Consider the following 21,858-nt stretch of genomic DNA (forward strand, 5'->3'; position numbering starts at 1 on the left):
CCAAAGTGGTCGTTCAGGCGAGGGAACTGTCTGTGCAAGTAATTTTATTAGATAACAGTCGACGCCAGCAGTGGGATGAGTTTGTTGCGCAGCATCCCGAAGGTGAATTTTTTCATTTATCTGGTTGGCAGCAAGTGATCGAAGAAGTTTATGGCCATGCCTGCTGGTTCTATTTTGTTGAGGAGCAGGGAGAAATTGTCGGATTACTGCCTCTCGCTCAAATCAAAAGTTGGCTGTTTGGCAATAAGCTTATTTCGTTACCTTTTGCTGTCTCTGCGGGGGTGTTGGCAAATAATCAAGGGGTAGCCGATACGCTTATTGCACAGGCACAAGCCTTAGCAACAGAGTTAAAAGTAGACTGCTTAGAGCTGCGCCACCGCAAGTCACAATGTCCTACTTGGTCCTCTCAGCCTAGCCATGAAAATTTCTCTTGCTCCTTGGCTTCATCAGCCGAAGAAATTTTAGCCAAAATCAAGAAAAAGCAACGCGCAGTGGTCAGGCAGTCGCTGGTTAACGGTTTAAATCATCGAATTGAATCTAATTGTGACCATTTCTTCGCTATTTATTCCGAGAGTGTCCGAAATTTAGGCACCCCTGTTTTTCCTAAAGCTTACTTTAAAGCGCTGCAGCGTGTTTTTACTGATCAAGTGGACATATTGACGGTTTTTTCGGGTGAGCAAGCTGTGTCGAGTGTACTGAGTTTTTATTATAAAAATCAGGTGTTGCCTTTTTATGGCGGTGGGACGAGTGCAGCCAGAAGTCTAAAGAGTAACGATTATATGTATTATCAGCTGATGTGCCATGCTCAGCAGCGAGGTATGACTGAGTTTGATTTTGGCCGTAGCAAAATTGGCAGCGGTGCACACGCTTATAAAAAGCATTGGGGTCTTCAGCCTAGCCCTTTATTTTATGAACATTGCCTTGTGAATAGCCAAGAGTTACCCAATATCAGCCCGAACAATCCTAAGTATCAATTATTTATTCAGGCTTGGAAAAAACTGCCGTTACCAATAAGCAGGGCGTTAGGCCCGATCCTAGCAAAGGACTTGGGCTAATGGAGAAAATCCTATTTTTATGTCATCGCGTCCCTTATCCGCCCAATAAGGGGGATAAGATCCGCTCTTATCATTGGTTACAATATTTAAAGCAGCGCTATCAAGTACTGTTGGGCGCTTTTATTGATGATCCTGATGACTGGCAATATGAAGATGTGATTGCCGAAGGTTTGGCTGATTATTGTTTGGTTAAGCGTCATCCCCTTTGGCATAAGCTGGCCAGTTTAAGGGCCATGTTAGATGGTCGACCATTGAGCTTGGCATATTATCAAAGTCAGCAAATGCAGGCTTGGGTTGAGCAGGTTCTTAAGGCTAACCCCGGTATCAAGGTGCTCACCTTCTCTTCCGTGATGGCGCAATATGTTGCTGATGCGAATCAATTTCGGATCATGGATTTTGTTGATATCGACTCAGACAAGTGGCTGCAATATGCCAATCAAGCCAGTGGTGTTATGGCTTGGTTGTATCGGCGTGAATTTAATGCCTTAGCGCAATATGAGGCGCGCGTTGCCAATGCTTTTAATTTAAGTTTGTTCGTATCTAAAAATGAAGCGGATGACTTCCAAAATCGGCAGGCTAGCAGCGCCCAGCAAGCAGTAGACTGGGTACAAAATGGGGTTGATATTCAATATTTTGATCCTGCCGCGGTGGAAGTTAGCTCTCCCTTTAAGTTGAATGAGCCGGTGTTAGTCTTTACTGGCGCCATGGATTACTGGGCTAACGTTGAAGGTGTTGTTTGGTTTGTTCAGCATGTTTGGCCTGGTGTGATTGCTCATCAACCCGAGGCTAAGTTTTATATCGTTGGTTCAAATCCCAGTAAAACGATTCTTAAATTAGCTCATCTCCCTGGCATCGTTGTGACTGGTAAAGTGCCCGATGTTCGCCCTTATTTGAAATATGCTAGCTTGGTTGTCGCTCCCCTTAGGATCAGTCGTGGCATCCAAAATAAGGTGTTAGAAGCTCTCGCGATGGATAAAAAAGTGGTGGGCAGCAGTCATGCTTTTACCGGCATTGGACTGATGCCATGCACTTATGTTGCTGATAGTGAAGAGGAGTTTTTAAATCATTGTATTAAACAGCTAGATTCGAACGGCGCAGTGCAAGCTAGGCATTGGGTGAAGGACAATTTTAGTTGGCAGACCAGCTTTACTCGTTTAGACCATCTAATTTTACAGGCGGGGGGTTAACTAGTGATGCCTGCCTCTGGACTCGATCAGCAAGGCTTAACGATTAGCCAGCCCCAGCAGTTAAGAGGCGCAAGCTTTGCGGTGTTATTGCTGTTGTGGGGGGGTGCATTCTATCCCACCTTGCTGAATATGGTCCTGATTTGGCATCGCATAGAAACCTTTGCCCACTGCTTTTTTATTTTGCCTATTTGTTTGTATCTAATATGGCAAAAGCGGTTCCAGTTAACCTGCGTTAGTGTTGCGACTCATTCTCTGGCCTTATTGCTGCTCATTGCCTTGTGGGGGTTGTGGTTGGTCGCAGTACGACTAGGTATTCAGGTGTTAGAGCAGTTTGCGGTATTGGCCATGTTGCCAAGTTTGGTTTGGTTAACATTTGGTACTCAAGTGTGCCGAGTCATTTTATTCCCGTTGTTATTTGTCTTTTTTGCCTTGCCGTTTGGTGAATTCTTAATTCCAAAACTGCAATATGTGACAGCGGAAATGACGGTCTACTTACTGCGCTTTAGTGGTGTGCCGGTATACCAAGAAGGGATGTTTATCTTTATTCCGGGTACTCGGTTTGAGGTGGCTTGGACGTGTAGTGGTATTCGTTACTTATTGGCGGCCCTAAGCCTGGGTTGCCTGTTTGCCTATATTCACTTTACCCGTTATTACAAGCGGTTATTGTTTGTGTTGCTGTCGATTGCCTTGCCCATTATTGCCAATGGCTTGCGGGCTTGGTCGATTATTATGATTTACCACTTTGTTGATCAACGCATTGCTGGTGATATTGATCACCTGATTTATGGTTGGTTTTTCTTCTCTTTCTTGATCACTTTGCTATTTATTATTGGTTGGTGGTTGTCTGAGCCCGCCGACCTTAAGCCAGCCAACATCAGTGCTAGCGCTAGTAGTCATTCGTTAAAGGCGCCTCGGCAATTTTTACCGTTATCTTTGGTTGCTGTCGGCTTTACTATTTTCGCGCTCAGTTGGCAATGGTCGCAGCAATATGAGCAAACCAATCCGCAGCTGTTACAGGCTAACGGTCTGCCTGCTGGAGTCGCTGGATGGCAGGGGCCAATAAAAGCCAACTTTAGTACTTGGCAGGCTGAGTTTGCCAATGCTGATGTGATCTGGCAACAAGATTATCAAAAGTCGGCAGCTTCACTCAGCCTATTTAGTGCTTATTATCAAACAGAGCGTCAGGGTAAAGAGCTGATTAATGTGAGTAATCATTTCTATGATCCAAAACAGTGGCAGTTACAAGGTCAGGATGTTCAACGTTTCAGCTTAGATGGCCAAGAATTACTAACAAGGCGCTTAAAACTAGCAAACGCGCAGCACAGTATCAGTGTGTTTTATTGGTATCAGGTTGGCTCTTATCAATCATTAGATGCTTTTTCTACTAAGTGGAATCAATTATTGAACGCTCCTTTTGGTTATTCGTCGGGTCAAGTGGTGGCTATCGCGGTTGAGCGACAAAATGATCATCAGCAAGTGATGGATTTTCTTCGGGCTCATCAAACTGAGCTGTGGCGATGGCTGGCAGAGCCCATCAATCAAAATAGCACCAGAGTATTCGCCAAGGAGCTTGCTAATGAAAATGGATAATGATGCTCGGCCTTTGATCATGCACGTGGTTTATCGGTTTTATGCCGGTGGTTTAGAAAATGGCATGGTCAATATTTTAAACCAAATGCCCACTGATAAGGTCCGCCATATTATTGTTTGCTTAACAGATCATGATGATTTTATTGAGCGGATTAAAGTGCCGGTTGAAGTGATCGACCTACATAAAAAGCCCGGTACGGATTGGTCTTGTTATTGGCGTTTTATGCAGTTGGTGAAGCAGTATCAGCCTGACATCGTCCACAGCCGAAATTTAGCTGCGTTGGAATATCAGCTGCCGGCTTGGTTAGCGACAAGACCCCTTGCTTGCCATGGTGAGCATGGCTGGGATGTCACTGATTTAACCGGCGGCAGCTTGAAATATCGCTTTGTTCGCTGGCTTTATTCCCATTGGGTCGATGCCTATATCGCCTTATCAAAGCATACTTTTGATTACTTGATTCAAGGGGTTGGGATCAGTCCTCATAAGATCAGCCATATTTGCAATGGCGTAGATACTGAGCGCTTTCAGCCAGCGGTTAAGCACCTTATTTTGCCACAAGAGCTGGTGGATAAAGATTGCTTTGTGATTGGTACGGTCGGTCGCTTGGCGCTGGTGAAAAACCAGCTGCTTTTACTCAGGGCCTTTTCTTCTTTACTTGATAACCCCGCGAGTGATGGCAAAAAAGTGCGGCTGCTAATTATTGGCAGTGGTGAATGCGAAGCAATGCTTAAGGCCTTTGTTGCAGAGCATCATTTAACGCAATTTGTGGTTTTCCTTGGCCAGCAAGATGATATTAATAAATGGCTGCATTGTATGGACTTATTTGTGTTGCCTTCGCTCGGAGAAGGTATTTGTAATACGATTTTGGAGGCTATGGCTGCGGGTAAAACCGTCGTTGCAACCGATGTTGGCGGCAATGCTGAGTTAGTTATAGATGGTGAAACGGGCACCTTGGTTGAGTCGGATAACGATGCTGATTTAGAGCGCGCCATGTTGAACTACCTATTGCGCCCAGCTTTGCTGTTAAAACATGCAGAAGCAGCTAGGCTTAGAGCAGAGCATGAGTTTTCCTTGCCAGCGATGGTGGCAAAATACACTCGCTTCTACCATGATTTATTAGCGCAACATCATCACCCCAAGTCGTTACCTTGTGGGGCAGTGCCGCGCGATGTGAAATCAAGTAAGTCGAGAAGTTAGTGCTTAGCTAGATCATGGCAAACGAGTTGGACTCATTCAGTTAGCTTAGGCATCAGTAACAGGCTGTGTCTGGAGGCAGTATGTGCGGAATAGCAGGGATATTTAATACACAAGGTTGTGGTGATGTTGATCCGCAATTACTTCGGGCCATGAACCAAGCTCAATTTCATCGTGGCCCGGATGAAGGGGGCGTGTATTTTGCTCCTGCTATTGGTTTAGGTCATCGGCGGTTATCAATTATCGATGTGGCATCGGGTCAACAGCCAATGGTCAGTGCGGAGCAGCAAGCGTGTCTGGTGTTTAATGGTGAAATATATAACCATCAATTGTTGCGCCAAGAGTTGATAAATCTTGGCTGCCGCTTTACTACCCACAGTGACACGGAAGTGATTTTACAAGGTTGGCTAGTTTGGGGAGCGGGCGTGGTCGCTAAGTTGCGAGGCATGTTTGCTTTTGCCATCTGGGACCAATCGCGACAGCAGCTGTTTTTAGCACGGGATAGACTCGGCATTAAACCGCTTTACTATTCGATGTTAGCTTCGGGTGAGCTGGTTTTTGGCAGTGAACTAAAGGCGCTGCAGGTGCATCCTGATTTACCTAGCGAGCTTTGCCCTCAGGCCATCTCGGATTATTTCTCCTTGGGCTATATTCCAGAGCCTAAAACCATTTTTAATCAGGTTTATAAATTACGCCCGGGTCATACCTTAACCGTTTCTGTGGGGCAAAACTTACCGCAAACAAAACAATATTGGGACGTTTCTTTTGCCCATCAACGTGAACCCGAGCAAGTCGCTAAACTGCTGGTCGAAAAACTCAAACAAGCGGTTGATATTCGTCTGGTGGCAGAAGTGCCTTTGGGCGCTTTTTTGTCGGGCGGCGTGGATTCTAGCGCAGTAGTGGCGATGATGGCCGAGCTACAGGATGAGCCTGTAAATACCTGCGCCATTGGTTTTGATGTAGCTGATTTTAACGAAACCGAATTTGCTGAAATGGTAGCGCAGCGCTATCAAACGGCGCATCAAGTCTCGACTATCGCGGCCGATGATTTTTCTTTGCTCGATAAGCTGGCTTATTTTTACGATGAACCTTTTGCTGACAGTTCGGCGATGCCCACTTATCGGGTCTGTGAGTTGGCGAAAAAAACCGTTACCGTAGCGCTCTCGGGTGATGGCGGTGATGAGCTTTTTGCTGGTTATCGTCGCTATCAATGGCATTTACATGAAGAAAAAATTCGCAGTCTAGTACCTGATATTGCAAGAAAACCAGTGTTTTCATTACTGGGTAAAGTGTACCCAAAAGCGGATTGGGCACCAAAGTTTCTGCGTGCTAAAACTACCTTTCAAGCGATCGCTCGTGACACCATTGAGGGCTATTTTCACAATTTTTCCATCTTTACCGAAGCGCAAAAAGCCTTGTTATTTAGTGATGAGCTGAAGGCGATGTTGGGGGATTATCGCAGTATTAGCGTGTTCAACGAACACTATAAGAACTTCGATGGCGATGATCCTTTATCCCTAGTGCAATATTTAGATATGAAGACATACCTACCGGGCGACATACTGACTAAGGTCGACCGCGTCAGTATGGCTCATGCCTTAGAGGTACGAGTGCCCATCTTAGACCATGAATTTGTTGAATGGAGTGCCAGTTTGCCAGCGAAAACCAAACTGGCTAATGGTGTGTCGAAGGCGATTTTGAAAACAGCCTTAGAGCCTCATTTACCTCATGATGTGCTTTATCGCAAGAAAATGGGCTTTGCTGTGCCGTTGTGCCGCTGGTTTCGTGGGCCTCTTAACAGTAAGTTAAAAGCCGCACTGTTTGACGGTCATATTGCGCAAAGCCATTTATTTAATCTTGGCTATATCCAGCAGCTGTTTGAGCAGCATAGTTCGGGGTTGAGGGATCATAGTGCTGCCCTTTGGGCATTGCTGATGTTTGAAGCCTTTTTAAAAAAACAACTCAGCAATGCCAATAATGAAATTGCTGAGCCTGTCGAATCAGTTGCTTAGGAGCCTATATGCGCATTCTTCATGTCTTAGATCATTCGGTGCCGCTACATAGCGGCTATAGCTTTCGTACCTTAGCCATTTTGCAGCAACAACGCGCTCGGGGCTGGCAAACTTTTCACTTAACCTCTGCCAAGCAAGGGCCGAGGTTAGACTGGCAAGAAATGAATACCGATTTAGTCTTTATGCGCAGCCCGTATCTGGCTTGGGTGATGAAAGTACCGCTGTTACAGCAGTTATTCACCTTGTTAAGTTTGAAATGGGCCTTAAGTAAAGCAGTAAGGCAAGTCGAGCCTGACGTTATCCATGCCCATTCTTCTGCTTTAAACGGCTTAGCTGGTTTGTGGCAGGCAAAAATAAGCGGTTTGCCTTTGGTTTATGAAGTACGTGCTTTTTGGGAAGATGCGGCGGTTGATCACGGCACGGCAGTAGAAAATGGTTTGCGTTATAAATTAACCAAGGCGTTGGAAACCTTTGTGCTTAAACATGCCAGCGCTGTCACCACAATTTGCCAAGGCTTAAAGAGCGACATGGAAAGTCGCGGTATCCCCGCAGACAAAATTACCTTAATTCCTAATGCGGTCGATATCGACAAATTTACCCCACTAACAGAGCGAGACCAAACGCTTGAGCAGCAGCTCAACCTTGGCGATAAAAAGGTCTTGGGCTTCCTCGGCTCATTCTACGCTTATGAGGGCTTGAATTTACTGGTTGAGGCGCTTAATCAACCCGCTTTGCAAGAGCAGAATTTGTGCTTGTTATTAGTTGGCGGAGGCCCACAGGAGGCCGCGCTGAAGCAGCAAGTGGCAAGGTTAGGGTTAGAAGATAAAGTGATTTTTGTTGGTCGGGTCAACCATGATCAGGTGTCCCGTTATTACAGCTTGGTTGATGTGCTGGTTTATCCGCGCATTGGTATGAGGCTCACAGAAACCGTTACACCGTTAAAACCATTAGAGGCCATGGCGCAGAGTAAGCTAGTCGTGGCCTCTGATGTCGGCGGGCATCATGAGCTTATCCGCGAGGGTGAAACCGGTTATTTATTTAAGCAAGGCGATGTACAAGATTTAGCTGAAACTTTGGCACGGGTGTTGGCCAGCCCTGAAGCTTGGCCTGATATCTGGCAGCAAGGTTTACATTTTGTCCAACATGAACGCAATTGGGCAACTAGCGTGGCCAACTACGTCGATGTTTATCAAGCCAAACCGCAGCCAATGGGAGCGTTGATTGATGGTAAATCCTCCCACTAATTCAAGTGCTCAAACGGTTAATGCGGGTGATGATGAGCTTTATCCGCCACATCACAGCGGCCATAGCGGTGATAAGCCGGGTTTGATGGTGCTCAGCTCATTATTCCCTAGCCAGCGCCGCCCCACGGCAGGCTTGTTCATTCAAGAGCGAATGTTTCGTGTCGCCGCTGAACTTCCTTTATTTGTGGTGAGCCCCGTGCCTTGGTTTCCATTGCAATCTGCGATCCAGTATTTTGTTCCCCATTATCGGCCTGAGCCGGCGCCTTATGAAGTGCAAACAGCGCCGGATGGCTCACTCATTCATGTTTATTTCCCGCGATTTATTGCGTTGCCGGGTGTGGGCCGCTGCTTTGATGGTTTAATGATGGCACTAGCCGTTTATCGTTTTAGCAAGCGCCAACCAGAGCTGCAATTTGACATTATTGATAGTCACTTTAGTTACCCCGAAGGCGTCGCTGCTGGGCTGTTATCGCGCATTTTTCATAAGCCTAATACTATTACCATGCGTGGTACGGAAGTACCCCATAGTCGTGGTTTTTTCACGTCACGTTGGATGCGCTGGGCATGGCAGCAAGCGGAGCAAATTTTTGCTGTGTCCGACTCGTTAAAACAAGTTGCTCAGGCGCAGGATATTACTGAGAGCAAAATAGTAGTGGTGGGCAATGGGGTTGATAGTCATACCTTTTTTCCGATTAATAAGGACCAAGCTCGCGCTGCGCTAGGGCTGAAAGAGTCAGACCAAGTGCTGATTACCGTTGGTGGATTAGTGCCACGAAAGGGTTTTCATCAAGTGATAAAAGCGCTGCCATTACTGCCTGACGAGGTGAAATATTTGATAGTGGGCGGCGCCAGTGCCGAAGGGGATTATCAAGCGCAGCTTGAGCAATTGGTGAGTGAGCTTGAACTCAGTGACCGCGTGTTGTTTTTAGGACCCAAGCCAAAAGCGGCATTACACAAGATCCTTAGTGCCGCAGATGTCTTTGTCTTGGCCAGTGCCAACGAGGGCTGGGCCAACGTCATTTTAGAAGCTATGGCTTGTCGTTTGCCTGTGGTAGCGAGTGATGTGGGTGGTAATAGAGAAGTGGTCGCTAATCAACAGCTAGGTTTGATTTACCCATACGGTGATTCGGATGCATTACTGCACAGTATTGAACAAGCCCTGAATTTCCAGTGGGATCGTGATGGGATCCAAGCTTATGCGCAACAAAATAGTTGGGATTTGCGTGTTGAGCAACTAGTACGACACTTTATTGCGTTAGATCGGGCAAAAGCCGAGTCCTTTCGTCCAAGTCGCGAGGTAAGCTAAATGAGTATGCGTAAAATAATTGAGAAAACGCAGCAGGGGCAACAGCAGCTAGTCAAGCACTTGGTGCAACACGTCAAGGCCACTGAGTCAGAACGAACGATTTTAGTGGCAGGCTGCCAACGCTCTGGCACCAATATGTTGATGGATATCTTGGATTTGAGTTTAGCCACCGATGTTTTCCATGAGCGCGATGAAAGGGCGTTTGACCAATATCAGATGCGTGACATGCTGGTAATAAAACAGCTACAAGAGCAAAGCAGGGCCCCGGTATTCGTATTAAAAACCTTATGTGAATTAGAACTGCTGCCGGAGCTAGCGCAAGAACTGGCGCCAGCTAAAACATTCTGGATTTACCGAGACTTTCACGATGTGGTGAATTCAATGTTGAAGTCATTTAGCAACCAACGTCAGCAAGTTCAGCGCTTAATCTCGGGGCATGATGATTCTTGGTGGGGGCGTGGGTTGTCGCCAGGCTCTTTGGTACTGTTGCGTTCATTGGTTACCCCTGAATTAACCGATACAGATGCCGCAGCCCTGCAGTGGTATGTACGCAATATTATGTTTTTCGAATTAGAGCTGGAAAACGATCCCAATGTAAAGCTCATTAAGTATGAGCAGCTAGTTGCAGAGCCAGAGGCTTTGTTAAGTCAAGCGCTTAACTTTGTTGAGTTACCCATTAGTAGCAAAATGACTGATTATATTTTCAGTGGTTCGATAGGCAAGCAAGCTGCACCGAGTATTAGCCCCGAAATAGAGCAATTGTGTCTATCATTATTAAGTAAGTTAGATGCTTCAAGTGCACGGATAAATTGCTAAGGGATAGCCCTAAGGGGTGCCCAGAGAGATACCTCTTGTCCAAGGAGAAAGGCATGTATACCAAATTGGTTTCGTCAGTACTGTTTCCTTTACACGAGCAACTAAAGCGGCACAGCAGTGTGGCTTTACGACGTGAGCTGGAGTCAAGCCAGTGGTTTAATACCGATAAACTCGCCGCGATCCAATTGCACAAACTCAACCAATTTATGCTCAACATTGCGCAACATGTCCCTTACTATCGAGGTTTGTTTGCCGATCTTGGTTTGACTCCTGGTCAGTTTCAATCTGTCAGTGAAATAGCGCAATTGCCTTTATTGGATAAGGCCACTATCCGCAATGCTGGGCAATTACTTAGGGCTGATAATGCCGGTCCCTTAAGCCTATTTAATACTGGCGGTTCAAGTGGTCAACCGTTGCAATTTATGGTTGGCAAGCAAAGAAAAAGTCATGATATTGCTGCCAAATGGCGAGCAACGCGTTGGTGGGATGTTGATATTGGCGATAAAGAATTGGTGGTGTGGGGGTCACCGATTGAGTTAAAAACGCAAGATCGGCTAAAGCAACTGCGCGATACCTTATTTCGCAGTCAGTTGTTACCCGCTTTTGCCATGTCAGAGCAGCACTTAAAGGGTTATATTGAAGATATACGCCGCTTTGCGCCGACCATGTTGTTTGGCTATCCATCGTCACTGTCTTTGATTGCACGCTACGCAAAATTACATAACATCACCATGTCTGATTTAGGGATCAAGGTGGCTTTTGTTACCTCAGAGCGCTTATTTGAAAATCAAAAAGCGTTAATTTCAGAAGTATTTAATTGCCCCGTTGCCAATGGTTACGGTGGTCGCGACGCAGGCTTTATCGCTCACCAATGCCCGCAAGGCGGCATGCATATTTCGGCAGAAGACATCATCGTTGAAATCATTGATAAGCTGGGTAATCCGCTACCCGCTGGCGAAGTTGGGGAGGTCGTCGTGACGCATTTGGCTACCGCTGAGTTTCCATTTGTGCGTTACCGTACTGGTGATTTGGCCTGTTTAGGCACAGATTTGTGTCCCTGTGGTCGCCACTTACCTTTACTTGAAAGTATTGAAGGGCGCACCACTGATTTCATTATTGCCGCCGACGGAACCACCATGCATGCGTTATCGCTTATTTATGTGTTACGTGAGCTATCAAATGTAGCAGAGTTTAAGATTATTCAAGAGTCTCAATTTCATACCCGGCTGCTATTAGTCATGCAATCGGATGTGGATAACGCCAGTATTGATTTTATTCGTCGCAATTTTCACCAGCGGCTAGGAGATATACAACTCGATATTGAGTTTGTAACACAAATTCCACGCGAAAAATCGGGTAAGTTCAAATACGTAGAGAGCAAAGTAGGAGTGACTTGGGATTATGCGTGATATCGCTCTCAGCTTAGTTTATCTCGGTTTAATTCCCTTTTGTTTAAAACGACCTATGTGGGCTATCTTGGTTTGGTCTTGGCTCAGCTACATGAACCCACACCGTTTAGTCTATGGTTTTGCTTACTCACTGCCGTTTGCGCAAACGACTGCTATCTTAATGTTGATTGCACTTCTTGCAAGTAAAGAAAAATTCTCGATGCCCTGGGGGGATACTAAGGTTTGGGTATTAGTGCTGTTTATTTTTTGTATGGTGATCAGTACGTTTAATGCATTTTACCCTCAGGCTGCTTGGCTCCAATTTGAAAAAGTAATGAAAATTCAAGTCATGGTATTTGCGAGTCTCTATATTTTGACTAGCTATAAAGACCTGAAAGCGCTGGTTTGGGTCATCGTCATGTCAATTGGGTTTTATGGTGTTAAGGGGGGAATATTTACTATTTCAACCGGCGGTGTTTATCGCGTGCAAGGGCCTGCGGATACGTTTTTTTACGGTAATAACGAAGTCGGTTTAGCCATTTTAATTATTATTCCGCTGGTGCGTTTTCTTGCCGTTGAAGCGACACAAAAATGGCAGAAAATCTGTTTGAATATGATGGCCTTACTCTGCATTTTTGCGGTGGTGGGGACGCATTCTCGAGGCGCGTTAGTGGGGGGCGTGGTAATGGCAGCGTTTCTTTGTTTGAAGAGTAAGCGCCCTCTGTTATCCCTTTGTACTACTTTACTGATCGGCGCGGTATTAATTAATTTTGTGCCCAAAGAGTGGACCGAAAGGATGAATACCATCGAAACGTTTGAGGAGGACAAATCGGCTATGGGCCGAATAAATGCCTGGCAAATGGCGTCGAATCTATCGAGTCAAAACCTAATGGGCGGAGGGTTTGAAGCGTTTCAGCGCCAGTCGTTTTATCTGTATGCACCTGAACCAAATATGGTTCATGATGCCCATAGTATTTATTTTGAAGTGCTTGGTGAGCACGGCTTCATCGCATTATTCTTCTTTTTACTGCTATGGTTTTTAGCTTGGCGTTCGGCGCAAAGTGCGATTAAAGTAACCAATAAAGCCCCGCCAGGCTCTGAACTTGCTTCTGTCAACCAGCTGATGCGTCATGTGCAGGTATCTTTTGTTGCTTACCTCTCTGGGGGGGCGTTTTTGGGCATGGCTTACTTCGATTTACCTTATCACCTGCTATGTATCATAGTGATAGCTAATGTGCTTATCCAGCAAGCCTCTATTGCTGAGCCCGAAACTGAAGAGGCCATCAAACCAAATGTAAAACCGCATTTCTATAACTGACTACAGGGGTTGTTTATCTTTCGTGATGGTGTCCCCTATCGAACAAAAAATTAACCGCCAAAGATAAACAGCCCTAGTGTCATTTAGCTTAAGAGTTGCCCACACATTTTCTTATTTTACAAGACTACACATATTTTGCCCCTCTAGGTAACATGCTCTTTGGTTTTTACTCTGGTGCATTTAAATGAAAAATTGGTTGTTTCTTGCGGTTGCTATTGTTGCTGAGGTACTCGCGACATCTGGCTTGAAGGCCAGCGAGGGGTTTACAAAACTCTGGCCAAGTTTGCTGGTGGTTTTGGGGTACGCTATCGCTTTTTACTTTCTTTCACTGTCTCTTAAAGCTATTCCTGTTGGTATTGCTTATGCCATTTGGGCCGGAATGGGGATAGTGTTGATTTCTGTTGCGGGTTGGTTGATTTATGGGCAAAAGCTGGACTTTGCCAGTATGGTAGGCATGGTCCTGATTGTTGCTGGTGTTGTGGTTATCAACGTGTTTTCTAAAGCGAGTGTGCATTAGGTTGGGAAGCTATGGCGCCGTCATTGTCGTTCGTAGCGCGTTTATCCTCAGTTAAAAAACCTCTTAACTTAAGTGGCTTTTCTTTATTTTACTATGGCTTGGTTGCAATAACGTTTTTAGGTAGTTCTCTAGCTTGTATAGCGGCTTATACAAAGCTGTGGGTGCGTCTAAGCTGGCTTGAGTGGTGTAGTTAAAGTAGTTTAAGTTGTCGTGACAAACTTGGTTGAACAGCGCGATGTCGCGCTTAGTCATCTTGCTCATCCATTTGTTGGCGTTTTTATTGTCGATATCTGCAGCTAATTTTGGGGTTTGTAATTCGCTCGGCTGGGCGGATTTGACCTTGAAATTATTAATCACATCGGGATGAAAATCTTGGCCAATGAAGTTAAGGGCTTCGGTGAGTATTTGGGTTGGCTGTGCGATTAAGTCTTCATAATTTAGGGTGATGATGCGATCGTTATATTCTGAATTAAGCGCTAAGCGCAGTGGCTCTAAATAGTAGTTCCAATGTTGCGCTGCGGTATAAACGTTGTGAACACCAAAATCATGGCAGCGGTCCATCATTGACAAGGCGACGTCGCGTCCATCTCGTACGATGGCGATAAATTTTGCATCGGGAAAATGGCGCGCTAACAATGGAATATGACGAATATAATAGGGGGTTTTTTCTCCCCAAACTGACTTTCCTTCACCTTGCGCATTGAGTTGATACAGGGCGTCAATAAACTCGGCCATTGAGTGGTAGTCTTGTTTATTCAGCTCTGCTTCCACTTGTTCTATGTCGGCGGGTAAACCGTGTAAGTCAGTGTCAAAGAAATCGATATTAAAGTGTCTAATATCATCAAGTAAGCTGGTAATGTCTTGTCTCGTCTTGGGTGATGAATAGCCCTTAAGTAAGGGAACAAAGAAATGAGACTCACCAGTGGGGATCGAGATGTTAGGGTGGCTACGAAGCATAAACTGCAATAAGGTCGTGCCTGAGCGCGGCGGGCCAATAATAAAGAATTTATCCATTACCTTGCTTCCCTGAAGTGCAAATATCCTACTATGACTCTAGTCGAGAGCGCGCTAACCAGCAAGGCAATGTGTTGCTTTGTACGGCTTCATTTAACTTGTGTTTTTCTCTGTGTTATTTGTGCGCTAAGCTGATTTTTCACCACTATACTTAACCTAAATTACCTAAGTGACAGATAGCGATAGGGATATGTCCGCAGTGGTTTTACCTCGGGCCGTTATTCATAAGGAAGGTGGATCTTGTCAAACAAGCTATGCGTGGTGATTTGCAGTCATCAGCGTCAATCCCTGTTACGGAAAACGCTTGATTACTTGAACCAAGCGCAGCGGCCGTTGCTGGAATTGCAAATTTGCGTGGTCGCGAATGCTTGCAGTGATGGTACTCAGCAGATGCTAGAGCAATACCATCAAGATCATTCAGGCAGTATTAAACTTATTTGGCTAGACGAGCCGAAAGCGGGTAAATCTATTGCACTTAACCGAGCGTTAGCGCATCTGCCAGACTGGCATATCGCTTTAGTGGATGATGATCATCGCGTTGACAGTCAATACTTAATGCAAGTTGAGCGGGCTTTGTTAATTTGGCCCCAAGCCGACTTAATTTGTGGTCGCATTGTGCCTGACTGGGATGGCTCTGAGCCAAATTGGGTGCACTTAAAAAGTGATTATGCGATTTATCCTTTGCCGATCCCGGATTACTCTTTGGGGGCCAAACCACTAGTATTAGCAAGTCAGCATCGCTTACCCGGTGGTGGCAATTTAGTGTTACGACAAGGCTTGTTTGGCAAGGTGGGTGGTTTTGCGGAAGATTTAGGCCCTACCGGACACAATTTATGTGGTGGTGAAGATGGCGAGTTTGTTAGTAGGGTGATGGCCCATCAAGGCATCATTCAATACACCCCAGAGATAGTGCAATTTCACTATGTTGATCCTGAGCGTTTGCGACTTATTTATTTATTAACGAAGGCTTTTCAGCGCTCTTGTTCGGTCGTGATGCTCTCGTCGCCGCTTTCGAGCCCGATCCCAAAATATTTGTGGCGTAAGTTATTAAGCTATTTGTTCCACATTATATTTTCACTCCATTGGCCTAAAACCCGCTTTTACATGATGCGCTGCGCTGCCGTTGCTGGTGAGATGTGTGGTTACTACCGGCAGCGTCGAGAATGAGCTGGCTTGATCTTATATTGCTGTTTGAGGCCGCGGCCATTCCTGCTGCGTTGGCGAGTTGTGTGTTGTTACTGCTTAGTGTGCAAGATACTGCTTATTCTGGGCCTAAGGTAAGAGCGGAAATCACCCAACACTTTTCAATGTATTTTGTTGGTGTGATGTTGCGTTTAAGCTCCTGGAGTTTTCTGATTTTCTTTTGGTTAGGCGTCGCGGGGGCATTAATTGGTTTTAGCCTATTACAGATATTAGTTAGCGTGTTGAACTTTACAGCTTTAATGGCATCCGCTGGCGTGATGATTTTGCTTGGCTGTGGCTTTCAATTTTGTTACCGCTTGCTGATCAAGCCCGGCGCCATCTTAATTACGTCGAGTTACAGTATAGCGCGGTTAATTCCGTTATGGCGCTGTTTAAGTATTAGTCGACTGCGTTGGGTTGCATTATTGTTTTTGGTTGGCTGTGGCTGGTTAGCTTGGCAAACCAGTTTGGTACTGACTGAGCCGGTGTTTGGCTATCTACTTTTGTGTGGCTTGGTTGCGTTACCTGTGTTGATTGCCTATTGGCCGCCACTGTGTTTGCCCGCAAGGTGTTGGCCTGTCGCGGCCGGGCAGCAGGCCAAAATGAATGTGATTACTTTAGGGTGCGACACCTTACGAGCGGATTGTTTAGGCATTGATGGCTGTGACCGACAGCTAACCCCGGCCATTGATACCTTAGCGAAGCACAGTCGCTACTATTCACGTTGCTATACACCTATTCCGCGAACTGCGCCCTCACTGGCATCTTGGTTTACTGGAACTTACCCTGATAAGCACGGCGTTAAAACAAACTTTGTTTCTGATACTGTGGCGAAGCTTAAAGTGAGTGATTTAGCGTCAGAATTGGGCCGTGCGGGCTATCAGACCGCCGTGTTTACCGATTGGACCGGTTCCGATTTCAAAAAAATGGCGATGGGGTTTGATAAAATTCAAGCGCCTGATGATCAATGGAATTTGAAATACTTGCTGCGCCAAGGGCCTAAACATTTTCGTATGTTACTGGCTCTGTTTTCACAGAACCGCTTATTTAAACGTTGTTTGCCAGAGTTGTATTATTTACCTGGCGTGCCTTTAAATCAGGCGGTGACCCAAGATGCTTGTCACTGGTTAGCTTGTGAGCGTGATCCGGACAAGCCTTTTTTTCTCAATATGTTTATTGGAGCGACGCATCCTCCGTTTAGTTGTGAATATCCCTATTACAGTGCTTACAGCTCGGCTGAATATATGGGTAATTCAAAGTTTGGCATGTGTAAGCTTAATGAGCCTGAAGAGATTATTCGCAGTCAACAAGAGCCTGAATCTGCGTTTGATTTATCACAAATTCTACATCTTTATGATGGTTGCGTGCGCTGTTTTGATGATCAAGTGCGCCGCGTAAAACAGCAACTGGATAAGCTCGGCTTAGCGGAGAATACGCTGCTGGTGATATACAGTGATCACGGCATCGATTTTTTTGAGCGTAATTGTTGGGGCCAAGGTAATGATGTTTTTGGTACAGCCAGTGCGCGGGTGCCGCTACTGATTTTTGATCCTCGCAATCCCGTGGCGGAATATAACCAGCAACTTTGTAGCAGTGTTGACTTAATGCCTTCGTTATTAAGTCTATTGGATTTGCCTATTCCCGCTTCGGTACAAGGGCGAGTGCTACAGCAGCATGTTGATCAGAGCAGTGTTTATTACGAAACCGGACTCTGGCTAGCGCCGCCACCGGCCATGCCTGAACAGCACTTACACTATCCAGAATTAACCGAGTTATTGGAAATTCCCGATAAGCAAACGGGTACACTGGCAATCAAGTTGCAATATCAACTAGCGGTCGAGCAAGCGCGGGATAAAATGCTGTTACATCAAGATTGGGCGTTGGCGCGGTTAGCCATGAACTCAGGTTATCAATATCAGTTATATCACTTTGTTAACGACCCTAGCTTTGCCACTGATCTAGCACCGCAACACCCTGAGTTGGTTAAGGAGTTACAGGCATTGATGTAATACTTTATGCTCGCTTAATTCGATGGCTTAATTTATCGAGTACGAAATCCATTATTTTGAGTGGTGATAGAAGTTACAGTCGATGCTGTGATATGGATGTTGCTTTACTTTCTGCACGTCTTATCTTATGGCTTATTTTATCGGTTAACGAGCGTTTATCGAGCGCGCAGTCCATTAAAAATTTCCCTAAATCGTGGTGGCTTGGGGCAAAATATTCGGCCAATTTTTGATATCTGACTTGTTCATTAGAGCTTTGTTGCAGCTGTGTCAGTAGATCTGATTCAGCTTGCTGGCGCTGACTCTTTTGTTGCAACCATAATTGGGCAGCAATAGCGATCAGCTCCGACTCCGAGATATTAACTTGAGGGGGTTGTTCAGGGTAGCGTGCAAAGTCGAGTGTAAACATGGCATGTCCGCCAAACCAAGTGTCGGCGACACGGGTATTAGACTCTGCAAATTGTTGATAATAAGCTAGGGCTTCAGCGCGCGGGGGCAGGGCGGCAGGGCCACTAAAAAGTGCCTCCATTGCTTCTAACACGCCAAAGCGGGCGGGATTTAATTGGTTGTCGACATACATGGGCAAAAATTGATTGAACTGCTGTAAAAAATGTTGACCTTTAGCATTAAGAGATTCGTTTTGCACTAGGGTTTGTCGACACAACTGAGTATCTATTTCATAACGTTGGCAAAAGTCATAAATGAGATCGCCTTTGGCTAATTTAGTCGGGCAAAAAATAGCGGGCTCTATGTGCGTATAACCAAATACCTTGGACCACTTTTCTAACAATAGCGCGTAATTAAAAAAGGCGTCTTGTGGGTCTTCGGGGTAAAAGTAATCTTGTCTTGGCTCGTTATATTTGAGCTTAGTGCTGTATAAACTAACGGCAAGTTGATCTTGGCGTCTTAGATATACACTAACAGTGATCTCTGAAAAGAGTGGTTCCAGTAAGTCTTTTAGGCGCTGAATTTCTTCTTCGCGCGTCAACCTTGAATGACAGTGCTCGTTAGAAAAAATTACCGTATGAATCCCTTGTTGTGCGGCTTGTTTTATCTCTTGTTTGAGTTCATTTTGAAATGTTTCGCGCCACTGCTGGCGTTTACTTAATTCCTGTAAACCGCGATAAATATAAGCATCGTCTTGCTTATCATCATCAAGGGCATAGGTGTATAGCTTTAAGTGATTATCTTCACCCGGCGCTCGCGCATACAGTATGCCTTGCTGGCTTAACACATGCCGGTTGTTGCTGAAAAAATGCTGCAGCGAAGTGGTCCCTGTTTTTTCAGTGCCGATGTGCAAAATGGCTTTCATGTTCGCTCCTGCTGTTTTTTGCCGCGGTACCCTATGTTCATGCCCAACAATTAATTTTGGCACATGTGTTCATTTCAGCTGCTATTTTTGGCTCGGTAGCCTTTAAGCATGCCTAAGGTATGGCAGGCGTTCATCCATTGCCGCAATGCTTCTGGTTGGCCTTTTAATTGTAAAATCAAACTATGCCAACTCTGTTTAAGTACTTGAATAAATAAGAAACCGGGAATGCCAAGTAAGGTTCGCCCCTGATAATCGATAGGGTTAAATTTGGCTTGTTTATAGCCACATCGATAGTGCAATTTCAGAAAATATGGGCGCCTGACTCGCCAAGCTTCAATATGATGCTGCACCTGCATTCGGGGTTCGTAGAATATTTTTACATCGGGCAGCGCTAGGCATTGCTTAAATAACTGCATGTCTTCGCCCCCGCCAATATCACTGCCGATACGGTTATATCTGTCATCAAACCTTAAGTCGGGATAGCGGCGAAAAATTTCCATTCGATAAGCGATATTGCCTGTCCACATTGAATGCGCTGAGCTGGTGATTTCAAAAGGTTGATTGCCGTAATCGAGAGCAGCTAAAAATGGTAAGTAATTATCTGTTAGCCACTTGGGGCGAGGGCAATCGAGCTGTAATGTGACTATCCCACCTACGATGTGATAATCACCTGAGCGCAAACTTTGCCAAGCTTGTTCTATATAGCCAGCTAAAGGTAGCTCATCATCATCCATGAAAATCATCACCTCTTGGTCTAAGCACTCTTTAATGGCGCGGTTACGGGCAAAGCTAATGCCTTGCTGGGTTTCGGTTACGACTTTGAGCTCTGCACCCGGTAAATTTTGTAATTCGCTGAGTACTTCTAAGGTATTGTCTTGGCTGTTGTTATTGATGGCTAAAATATCAAACGGTACGCTACAGGTTTGTGCTCTGATAGAGGCAAGTAATTTAGGCAGCCGCCAAGCGCGATTATAGGTACAAAAAGCCAGTGTGACTGATGCCGTCATATTAATGCCCTCGTTTTAAAGCCAGTAGCTGCTGATGCAGTCGGATAGGTAGCAAGCTGGGTAACATATAAAGCCATTGTTTTATTTTGCCGTAGCGTCGTTTCATCAAGTGACGAAACACTTGGCGCGCGGCCATTAAGTCACCTTGCCAATAGGCCGTCATGGCTTGGGTGTATAAGTGGCCCTCACTGAGCTGGATTAACTGCGCTCGGCCCAGTTCACTGGCTAGTTTTGGATGCTGTTTAAAATAGTCTTGTTGGATTTGAAAGTGGTCGAGTAAGATCTGCGCCCGATTATCGGTTTGCTGGCCATGTTGATGGTGAACGTAGTAAGCGAGCACTTCGGGCACCCGGACGATGTTGCGACTAAGAGTAAGGCGTAGCCACAACGCAAAGTCTTCACAGGTTTGATAGCGAGTGTCAAACATACCATTTTCAATCACCAGCTTGCGATTAACCATGACGGCATGGATTGGCCAGCGAGTACTCTGAATCAGCTTTAATTTTTTATCTGGCATGGCTTGGTAATCAGGTGGCACGAAAGGCTCGCCTTGCTGAGTGCCAATATTTTGCCAGCCACAATAAGCAAAGTCTTGTTGCGCACGTTTGAGCGCTTGGCTCATTTGTATTAAAAAGTCATCACGCCATCGATCATCTGCGTCCAAAAAACTTAAATATCGTCCTTTTGCTTGGCTAATGCCGTGATTACGGGCCGTTGGCGCGCCTTGGTTGGCCTGAGACAATAACTTTATGCGCTGGTCTTGGGCCGTTAATTGCTGCGCGATAACCGCACTGCTATCGGTTGAACCGTCGTCAATCAAGATTAATTCGAAGTCGGTTAAGCTTTGCGCCAACACCGAGTTTACGCTCTCAAGCAAGGTTTTCTCGGCATTGAAAACGGGCATAATCACCGACACTATCATGACGCCACCTTGGTTTTTAAAATGCGCGAGGCATAGTAGCCAGCCACGTCAAACCAACTCATTTTATTGCTGATGAAGGTCAGCTTTCGCAGTAGCATCGCGGCGGAGTCGTTGGCGAAAACAGTAATGCGCGGGATAGTTAGTGGTTGAGTATGGGGTTGAACTGCGCCTGCACGCGTGGTGCAGGCGTACTCAAATCCAGCTGCAGCCAGTTGTTCCACATGATGTTGTTGATAGCGGCCAAAGGGATAAGCAAAACTATTAACGGCTTTACCTAGCAGCTGCTCCAAATCATCTTTACAGTTGTTTATTTGTTGTTGCGATTGTGTCGCTGACAAGCTGGTTAAATCAAGATGGTGGCAAGTGTGGCCGCCAATTTCCCAACAACCCTGCTGAGCAAGTTGTTGCAGTTGTTGTTGTGACAGTAACGGCTTAGGTTTTGGGCTCCATTGGCTCACAGCGGGTGCCGCGCGAGTGACCATAAATAAGGTGGCTGGAAATTGATATTCAGTGAGTGCCGGTAACGCATTGGTTAAATTATCAAGGTAGCCATCATCAAAGGTAACCGCAATTTGCAGGCCTTGGCTATCTGGGGTTGTCATCAAGGTGTTGAGAGTGACAACTTGACTATGTAGTTGAGCTAGCAAAGCAAGATGCTGCTTAAACTGAGCGAGTGTGCTGTCGTATTGGGTGGTTTGCTGCGACAGTGTTGGCACGCTGTGATACATCAGCACTATTTTACGTGGACGGTCTAAAAGATTAGCGGCAAATAATGGGTTGAGCATCC

Annotated in this window: 18 protein-coding genes; 13 read left to right on the forward strand and 5 right to left on the reverse strand. The window is 45.7% G+C overall.

The features are described 5' to 3' along the window. Nucleotides 1–32: 32 nt before the first annotated feature. From K6Y31_RS05150 to K6Y31_RS05200, 11 genes are all read left to right on the forward strand, one after another. Nucleotides 33–1,055 (forward strand): FemAB family XrtA/PEP-CTERM system-associated protein, encoded by a 1,023-nt coding sequence (locus tag K6Y31_RS05150; protein ID WP_233051775.1) that lies wholly within the window; start codon nt 33–35, stop codon nt 1,053–1,055. Then, nucleotides 1,055–2,242, forward strand: a complete 1,188-nt coding sequence (locus K6Y31_RS05155; protein ID WP_233051776.1) for a TIGR03087 family PEP-CTERM/XrtA system glycosyltransferase — start codon at nt 1,055–1,057, stop codon at nt 2,240–2,242. Before K6Y31_RS05150 ends, K6Y31_RS05155 begins: the two co-directional genes overlap by 1 nt. Before the next feature lie 6 nt (nt 2,243–2,248). After that, complete coding sequence (xrtA, locus tag K6Y31_RS05160; protein ID WP_233051902.1) at nt 2,249–3,832, forward strand: exosortase A; 1,584 nt, start codon at nt 2,249–2,251, stop codon at nt 3,830–3,832. Continuing rightward, nucleotides 3,819–5,030 (forward strand): TIGR03088 family PEP-CTERM/XrtA system glycosyltransferase, encoded by a 1,212-nt coding sequence (locus K6Y31_RS05165; RefSeq protein ID WP_233051777.1) that lies wholly within the window; start codon nt 3,819–3,821, stop codon nt 5,028–5,030. The genes xrtA and K6Y31_RS05165 overlap by 14 nt, the downstream gene beginning before the upstream one ends. A gap of 80 nt (nt 5,031–5,110) precedes the next feature. Further along, the gene (locus tag K6Y31_RS05170; protein ID WP_233051778.1) at nt 5,111–7,039 is read left to right on the forward strand and encodes an XrtA/PEP-CTERM system amidotransferase; all 1,929 of its coding nucleotides are present in this window, start codon (nt 5,111–5,113) and stop codon (nt 7,037–7,039) included. 8 nt (nt 7,040–7,047) lie between these two features. Continuing rightward, nucleotides 7,048–8,283 (forward strand): TIGR04063 family PEP-CTERM/XrtA system glycosyltransferase, encoded by a 1,236-nt coding sequence (locus K6Y31_RS05175; RefSeq protein WP_233051779.1) that lies wholly within the window; start codon nt 7,048–7,050, stop codon nt 8,281–8,283. Continuing rightward, on the forward strand, nt 8,264–9,589 hold the full coding sequence (locus K6Y31_RS05180) for a glycosyltransferase (RefSeq protein ID WP_233051780.1): 1,326 nt from the start codon (nt 8,264–8,266) through the stop codon (nt 9,587–9,589). Before K6Y31_RS05175 ends, K6Y31_RS05180 begins: the two co-directional genes overlap by 20 nt. Next, nucleotides 9,590–10,405 (forward strand): sulfotransferase domain-containing protein, encoded by an 816-nt coding sequence (locus K6Y31_RS05185; protein ID WP_233051781.1) that lies wholly within the window; start codon nt 9,590–9,592, stop codon nt 10,403–10,405. It abuts the gene before it with no gap. Between the two features lie 53 nt (nt 10,406–10,458). Then, nucleotides 10,459–11,814 carry a phenylacetate--CoA ligase family protein gene (locus K6Y31_RS05190; protein ID WP_233051782.1) on the forward strand — a complete coding sequence of 452 codons (1,356 nt, stop codon included), beginning with the start codon at nt 10,459–10,461 and terminating at the stop codon, nt 11,812–11,814. Continuing rightward, entirely contained in the window at nt 11,807–13,111 is a 1,305-nt protein-coding gene (locus tag K6Y31_RS05195; protein WP_233051783.1) for a putative O-glycosylation ligase, exosortase A system-associated, read from the forward strand. Before K6Y31_RS05190 ends, K6Y31_RS05195 begins: the two co-directional genes overlap by 8 nt. A gap of 184 nt (nt 13,112–13,295) precedes the next feature. Then, nucleotides 13,296–13,628, forward strand: a complete 333-nt coding sequence (locus tag K6Y31_RS05200) for a DMT family transporter (protein ID WP_233051784.1) — start codon at nt 13,296–13,298, stop codon at nt 13,626–13,628. A gap of 63 nt (nt 13,629–13,691) precedes the next feature. Here K6Y31_RS05200 and K6Y31_RS05205 read toward each other — a convergent pair whose 3' ends face one another. Then, nucleotides 13,692–14,642, reverse strand: coding sequence for a sulfotransferase family protein (locus tag K6Y31_RS05205; RefSeq protein ID WP_233051785.1), 951 nt, complete (start codon nt 14,640–14,642; stop codon nt 13,692–13,694). A gap of 240 nt (nt 14,643–14,882) precedes the next feature. Here K6Y31_RS05205 and K6Y31_RS05210 point away from each other — a divergent pair, with 240 nt between their 5' ends. Further along, nucleotides 14,883–15,809, forward strand: coding sequence for a glycosyltransferase family 2 protein (locus K6Y31_RS05210; protein ID WP_233051786.1), 927 nt, complete (start codon nt 14,883–14,885; stop codon nt 15,807–15,809). Next, nucleotides 15,806–17,833 carry a sulfatase-like hydrolase/transferase gene (locus tag K6Y31_RS05215; RefSeq protein ID WP_233051787.1) on the forward strand — a complete coding sequence of 676 codons (2,028 nt, stop codon included), beginning with the start codon at nt 15,806–15,808 and terminating at the stop codon, nt 17,831–17,833. Before K6Y31_RS05210 ends, K6Y31_RS05215 begins: the two co-directional genes overlap by 4 nt. Nucleotides 17,834–17,906: 73 nt before the next feature. Here the strand turns inward: K6Y31_RS05215 and K6Y31_RS05220 are convergent, their stop codons facing one another. The 4 genes from K6Y31_RS05220 to K6Y31_RS05235 all read right to left on the reverse strand — a co-directional run bounded on the left by K6Y31_RS05220 (nt 17,907) and on the right by K6Y31_RS05235 (nt 21,856). Continuing rightward, complete coding sequence (locus K6Y31_RS05220; RefSeq protein WP_233051788.1) at nt 17,907–19,142, reverse strand: hypothetical protein; 1,236 nt, start codon at nt 19,140–19,142, stop codon at nt 17,907–17,909. A 74-nt stretch (nt 19,143–19,216) separates the two neighbouring features. Further along, nucleotides 19,217–20,149, reverse strand: a complete 933-nt coding sequence (locus K6Y31_RS05225) for a glycosyltransferase (RefSeq protein WP_233051789.1) — start codon at nt 20,147–20,149, stop codon at nt 19,217–19,219. A gap of 1 nt (nt 20,150) precedes the next feature. Then, nucleotides 20,151–21,071 (reverse strand): glycosyltransferase family 2 protein, encoded by a 921-nt coding sequence (locus K6Y31_RS05230; RefSeq protein WP_233051790.1) that lies wholly within the window; start codon nt 21,069–21,071, stop codon nt 20,151–20,153. After that, nucleotides 21,068–21,856, reverse strand: coding sequence for a polysaccharide deacetylase family protein (locus tag K6Y31_RS05235; protein ID WP_233051791.1), 789 nt, complete (start codon nt 21,854–21,856; stop codon nt 21,068–21,070). The genes K6Y31_RS05230 and K6Y31_RS05235 overlap by 4 nt, the downstream gene beginning before the upstream one ends. Between the last annotated feature and the right edge of the window lie 2 nt (nt 21,857–21,858).

The organism is Motilimonas cestriensis (assembly GCF_021295315.1).
GTDB classification, from domain to species: domain Bacteria; phylum Pseudomonadota; class Gammaproteobacteria; order Enterobacterales; family CBDFNC01; genus Motilimonas; species Motilimonas cestriensis.

What these genes read in the sequence shown, in the direction of transcription:
- K6Y31_RS05155 (WP_233051776.1), top strand. Translation starts at nt 1,055, where the DNA reads ATGGAGAAAATCCTATTTTTATGTCATCGCGTCCCTTATCCGCCCAAT.
- xrtA (WP_233051902.1), top strand. Translation starts at nt 2,249, where the DNA reads ATGCCTGCCTCTGGACTCGATCAGCAAGGCTTAACGATTAGCCAGCCC.
- K6Y31_RS05165 (WP_233051777.1), top strand. Translation starts at nt 3,819, where the DNA reads ATGAAAATGGATAATGATGCTCGGCCTTTGATCATGCACGTGGTTTAT.
- K6Y31_RS05170 (WP_233051778.1), top strand. Translation starts at nt 5,111, where the DNA reads ATGTGCGGAATAGCAGGGATATTTAATACACAAGGTTGTGGTGATGTT.
- K6Y31_RS05175 (WP_233051779.1), top strand. Translation starts at nt 7,048, where the DNA reads ATGCGCATTCTTCATGTCTTAGATCATTCGGTGCCGCTACATAGCGGC.
- K6Y31_RS05180 (WP_233051780.1), top strand. Translation starts at nt 8,264, where the DNA reads ATGGTAAATCCTCCCACTAATTCAAGTGCTCAAACGGTTAATGCGGGT.
- K6Y31_RS05185 (WP_233051781.1), top strand. Translation starts at nt 9,590, where the DNA reads ATGAGTATGCGTAAAATAATTGAGAAAACGCAGCAGGGGCAACAGCAG.
- K6Y31_RS05190 (WP_233051782.1), top strand. Translation starts at nt 10,459, where the DNA reads ATGTATACCAAATTGGTTTCGTCAGTACTGTTTCCTTTACACGAGCAA.
- K6Y31_RS05195 (WP_233051783.1), top strand. Translation starts at nt 11,807, where the DNA reads ATGCGTGATATCGCTCTCAGCTTAGTTTATCTCGGTTTAATTCCCTTT.
- K6Y31_RS05200 (WP_233051784.1), top strand. Translation starts at nt 13,296, where the DNA reads ATGAAAAATTGGTTGTTTCTTGCGGTTGCTATTGTTGCTGAGGTACTC.
- K6Y31_RS05205 (WP_233051785.1), bottom strand. Translation starts at nt 14,642, where the DNA reads ATGGATAAATTCTTTATTATTGGCCCGCCGCGCTCAGGCACGACCTTA.
- K6Y31_RS05215 (WP_233051787.1), top strand. Translation starts at nt 15,806, where the DNA reads ATGAGCTGGCTTGATCTTATATTGCTGTTTGAGGCCGCGGCCATTCCT.
- K6Y31_RS05220 (WP_233051788.1), bottom strand. Translation starts at nt 19,142, where the DNA reads ATGAAAGCCATTTTGCACATCGGCACTGAAAAAACAGGGACCACTTCG.
- K6Y31_RS05225 (WP_233051789.1), bottom strand. Translation starts at nt 20,149, where the DNA reads ATGACGGCATCAGTCACACTGGCTTTTTGTACCTATAATCGCGCTTGG.
- K6Y31_RS05230 (WP_233051790.1), bottom strand. Translation starts at nt 21,071, where the DNA reads ATGATAGTGTCGGTGATTATGCCCGTTTTCAATGCCGAGAAAACCTTG.
- K6Y31_RS05235 (WP_233051791.1), bottom strand. Translation starts at nt 21,856, where the DNA reads ATGCTCAACCCATTATTTGCCGCTAATCTTTTAGACCGTCCACGTAAA.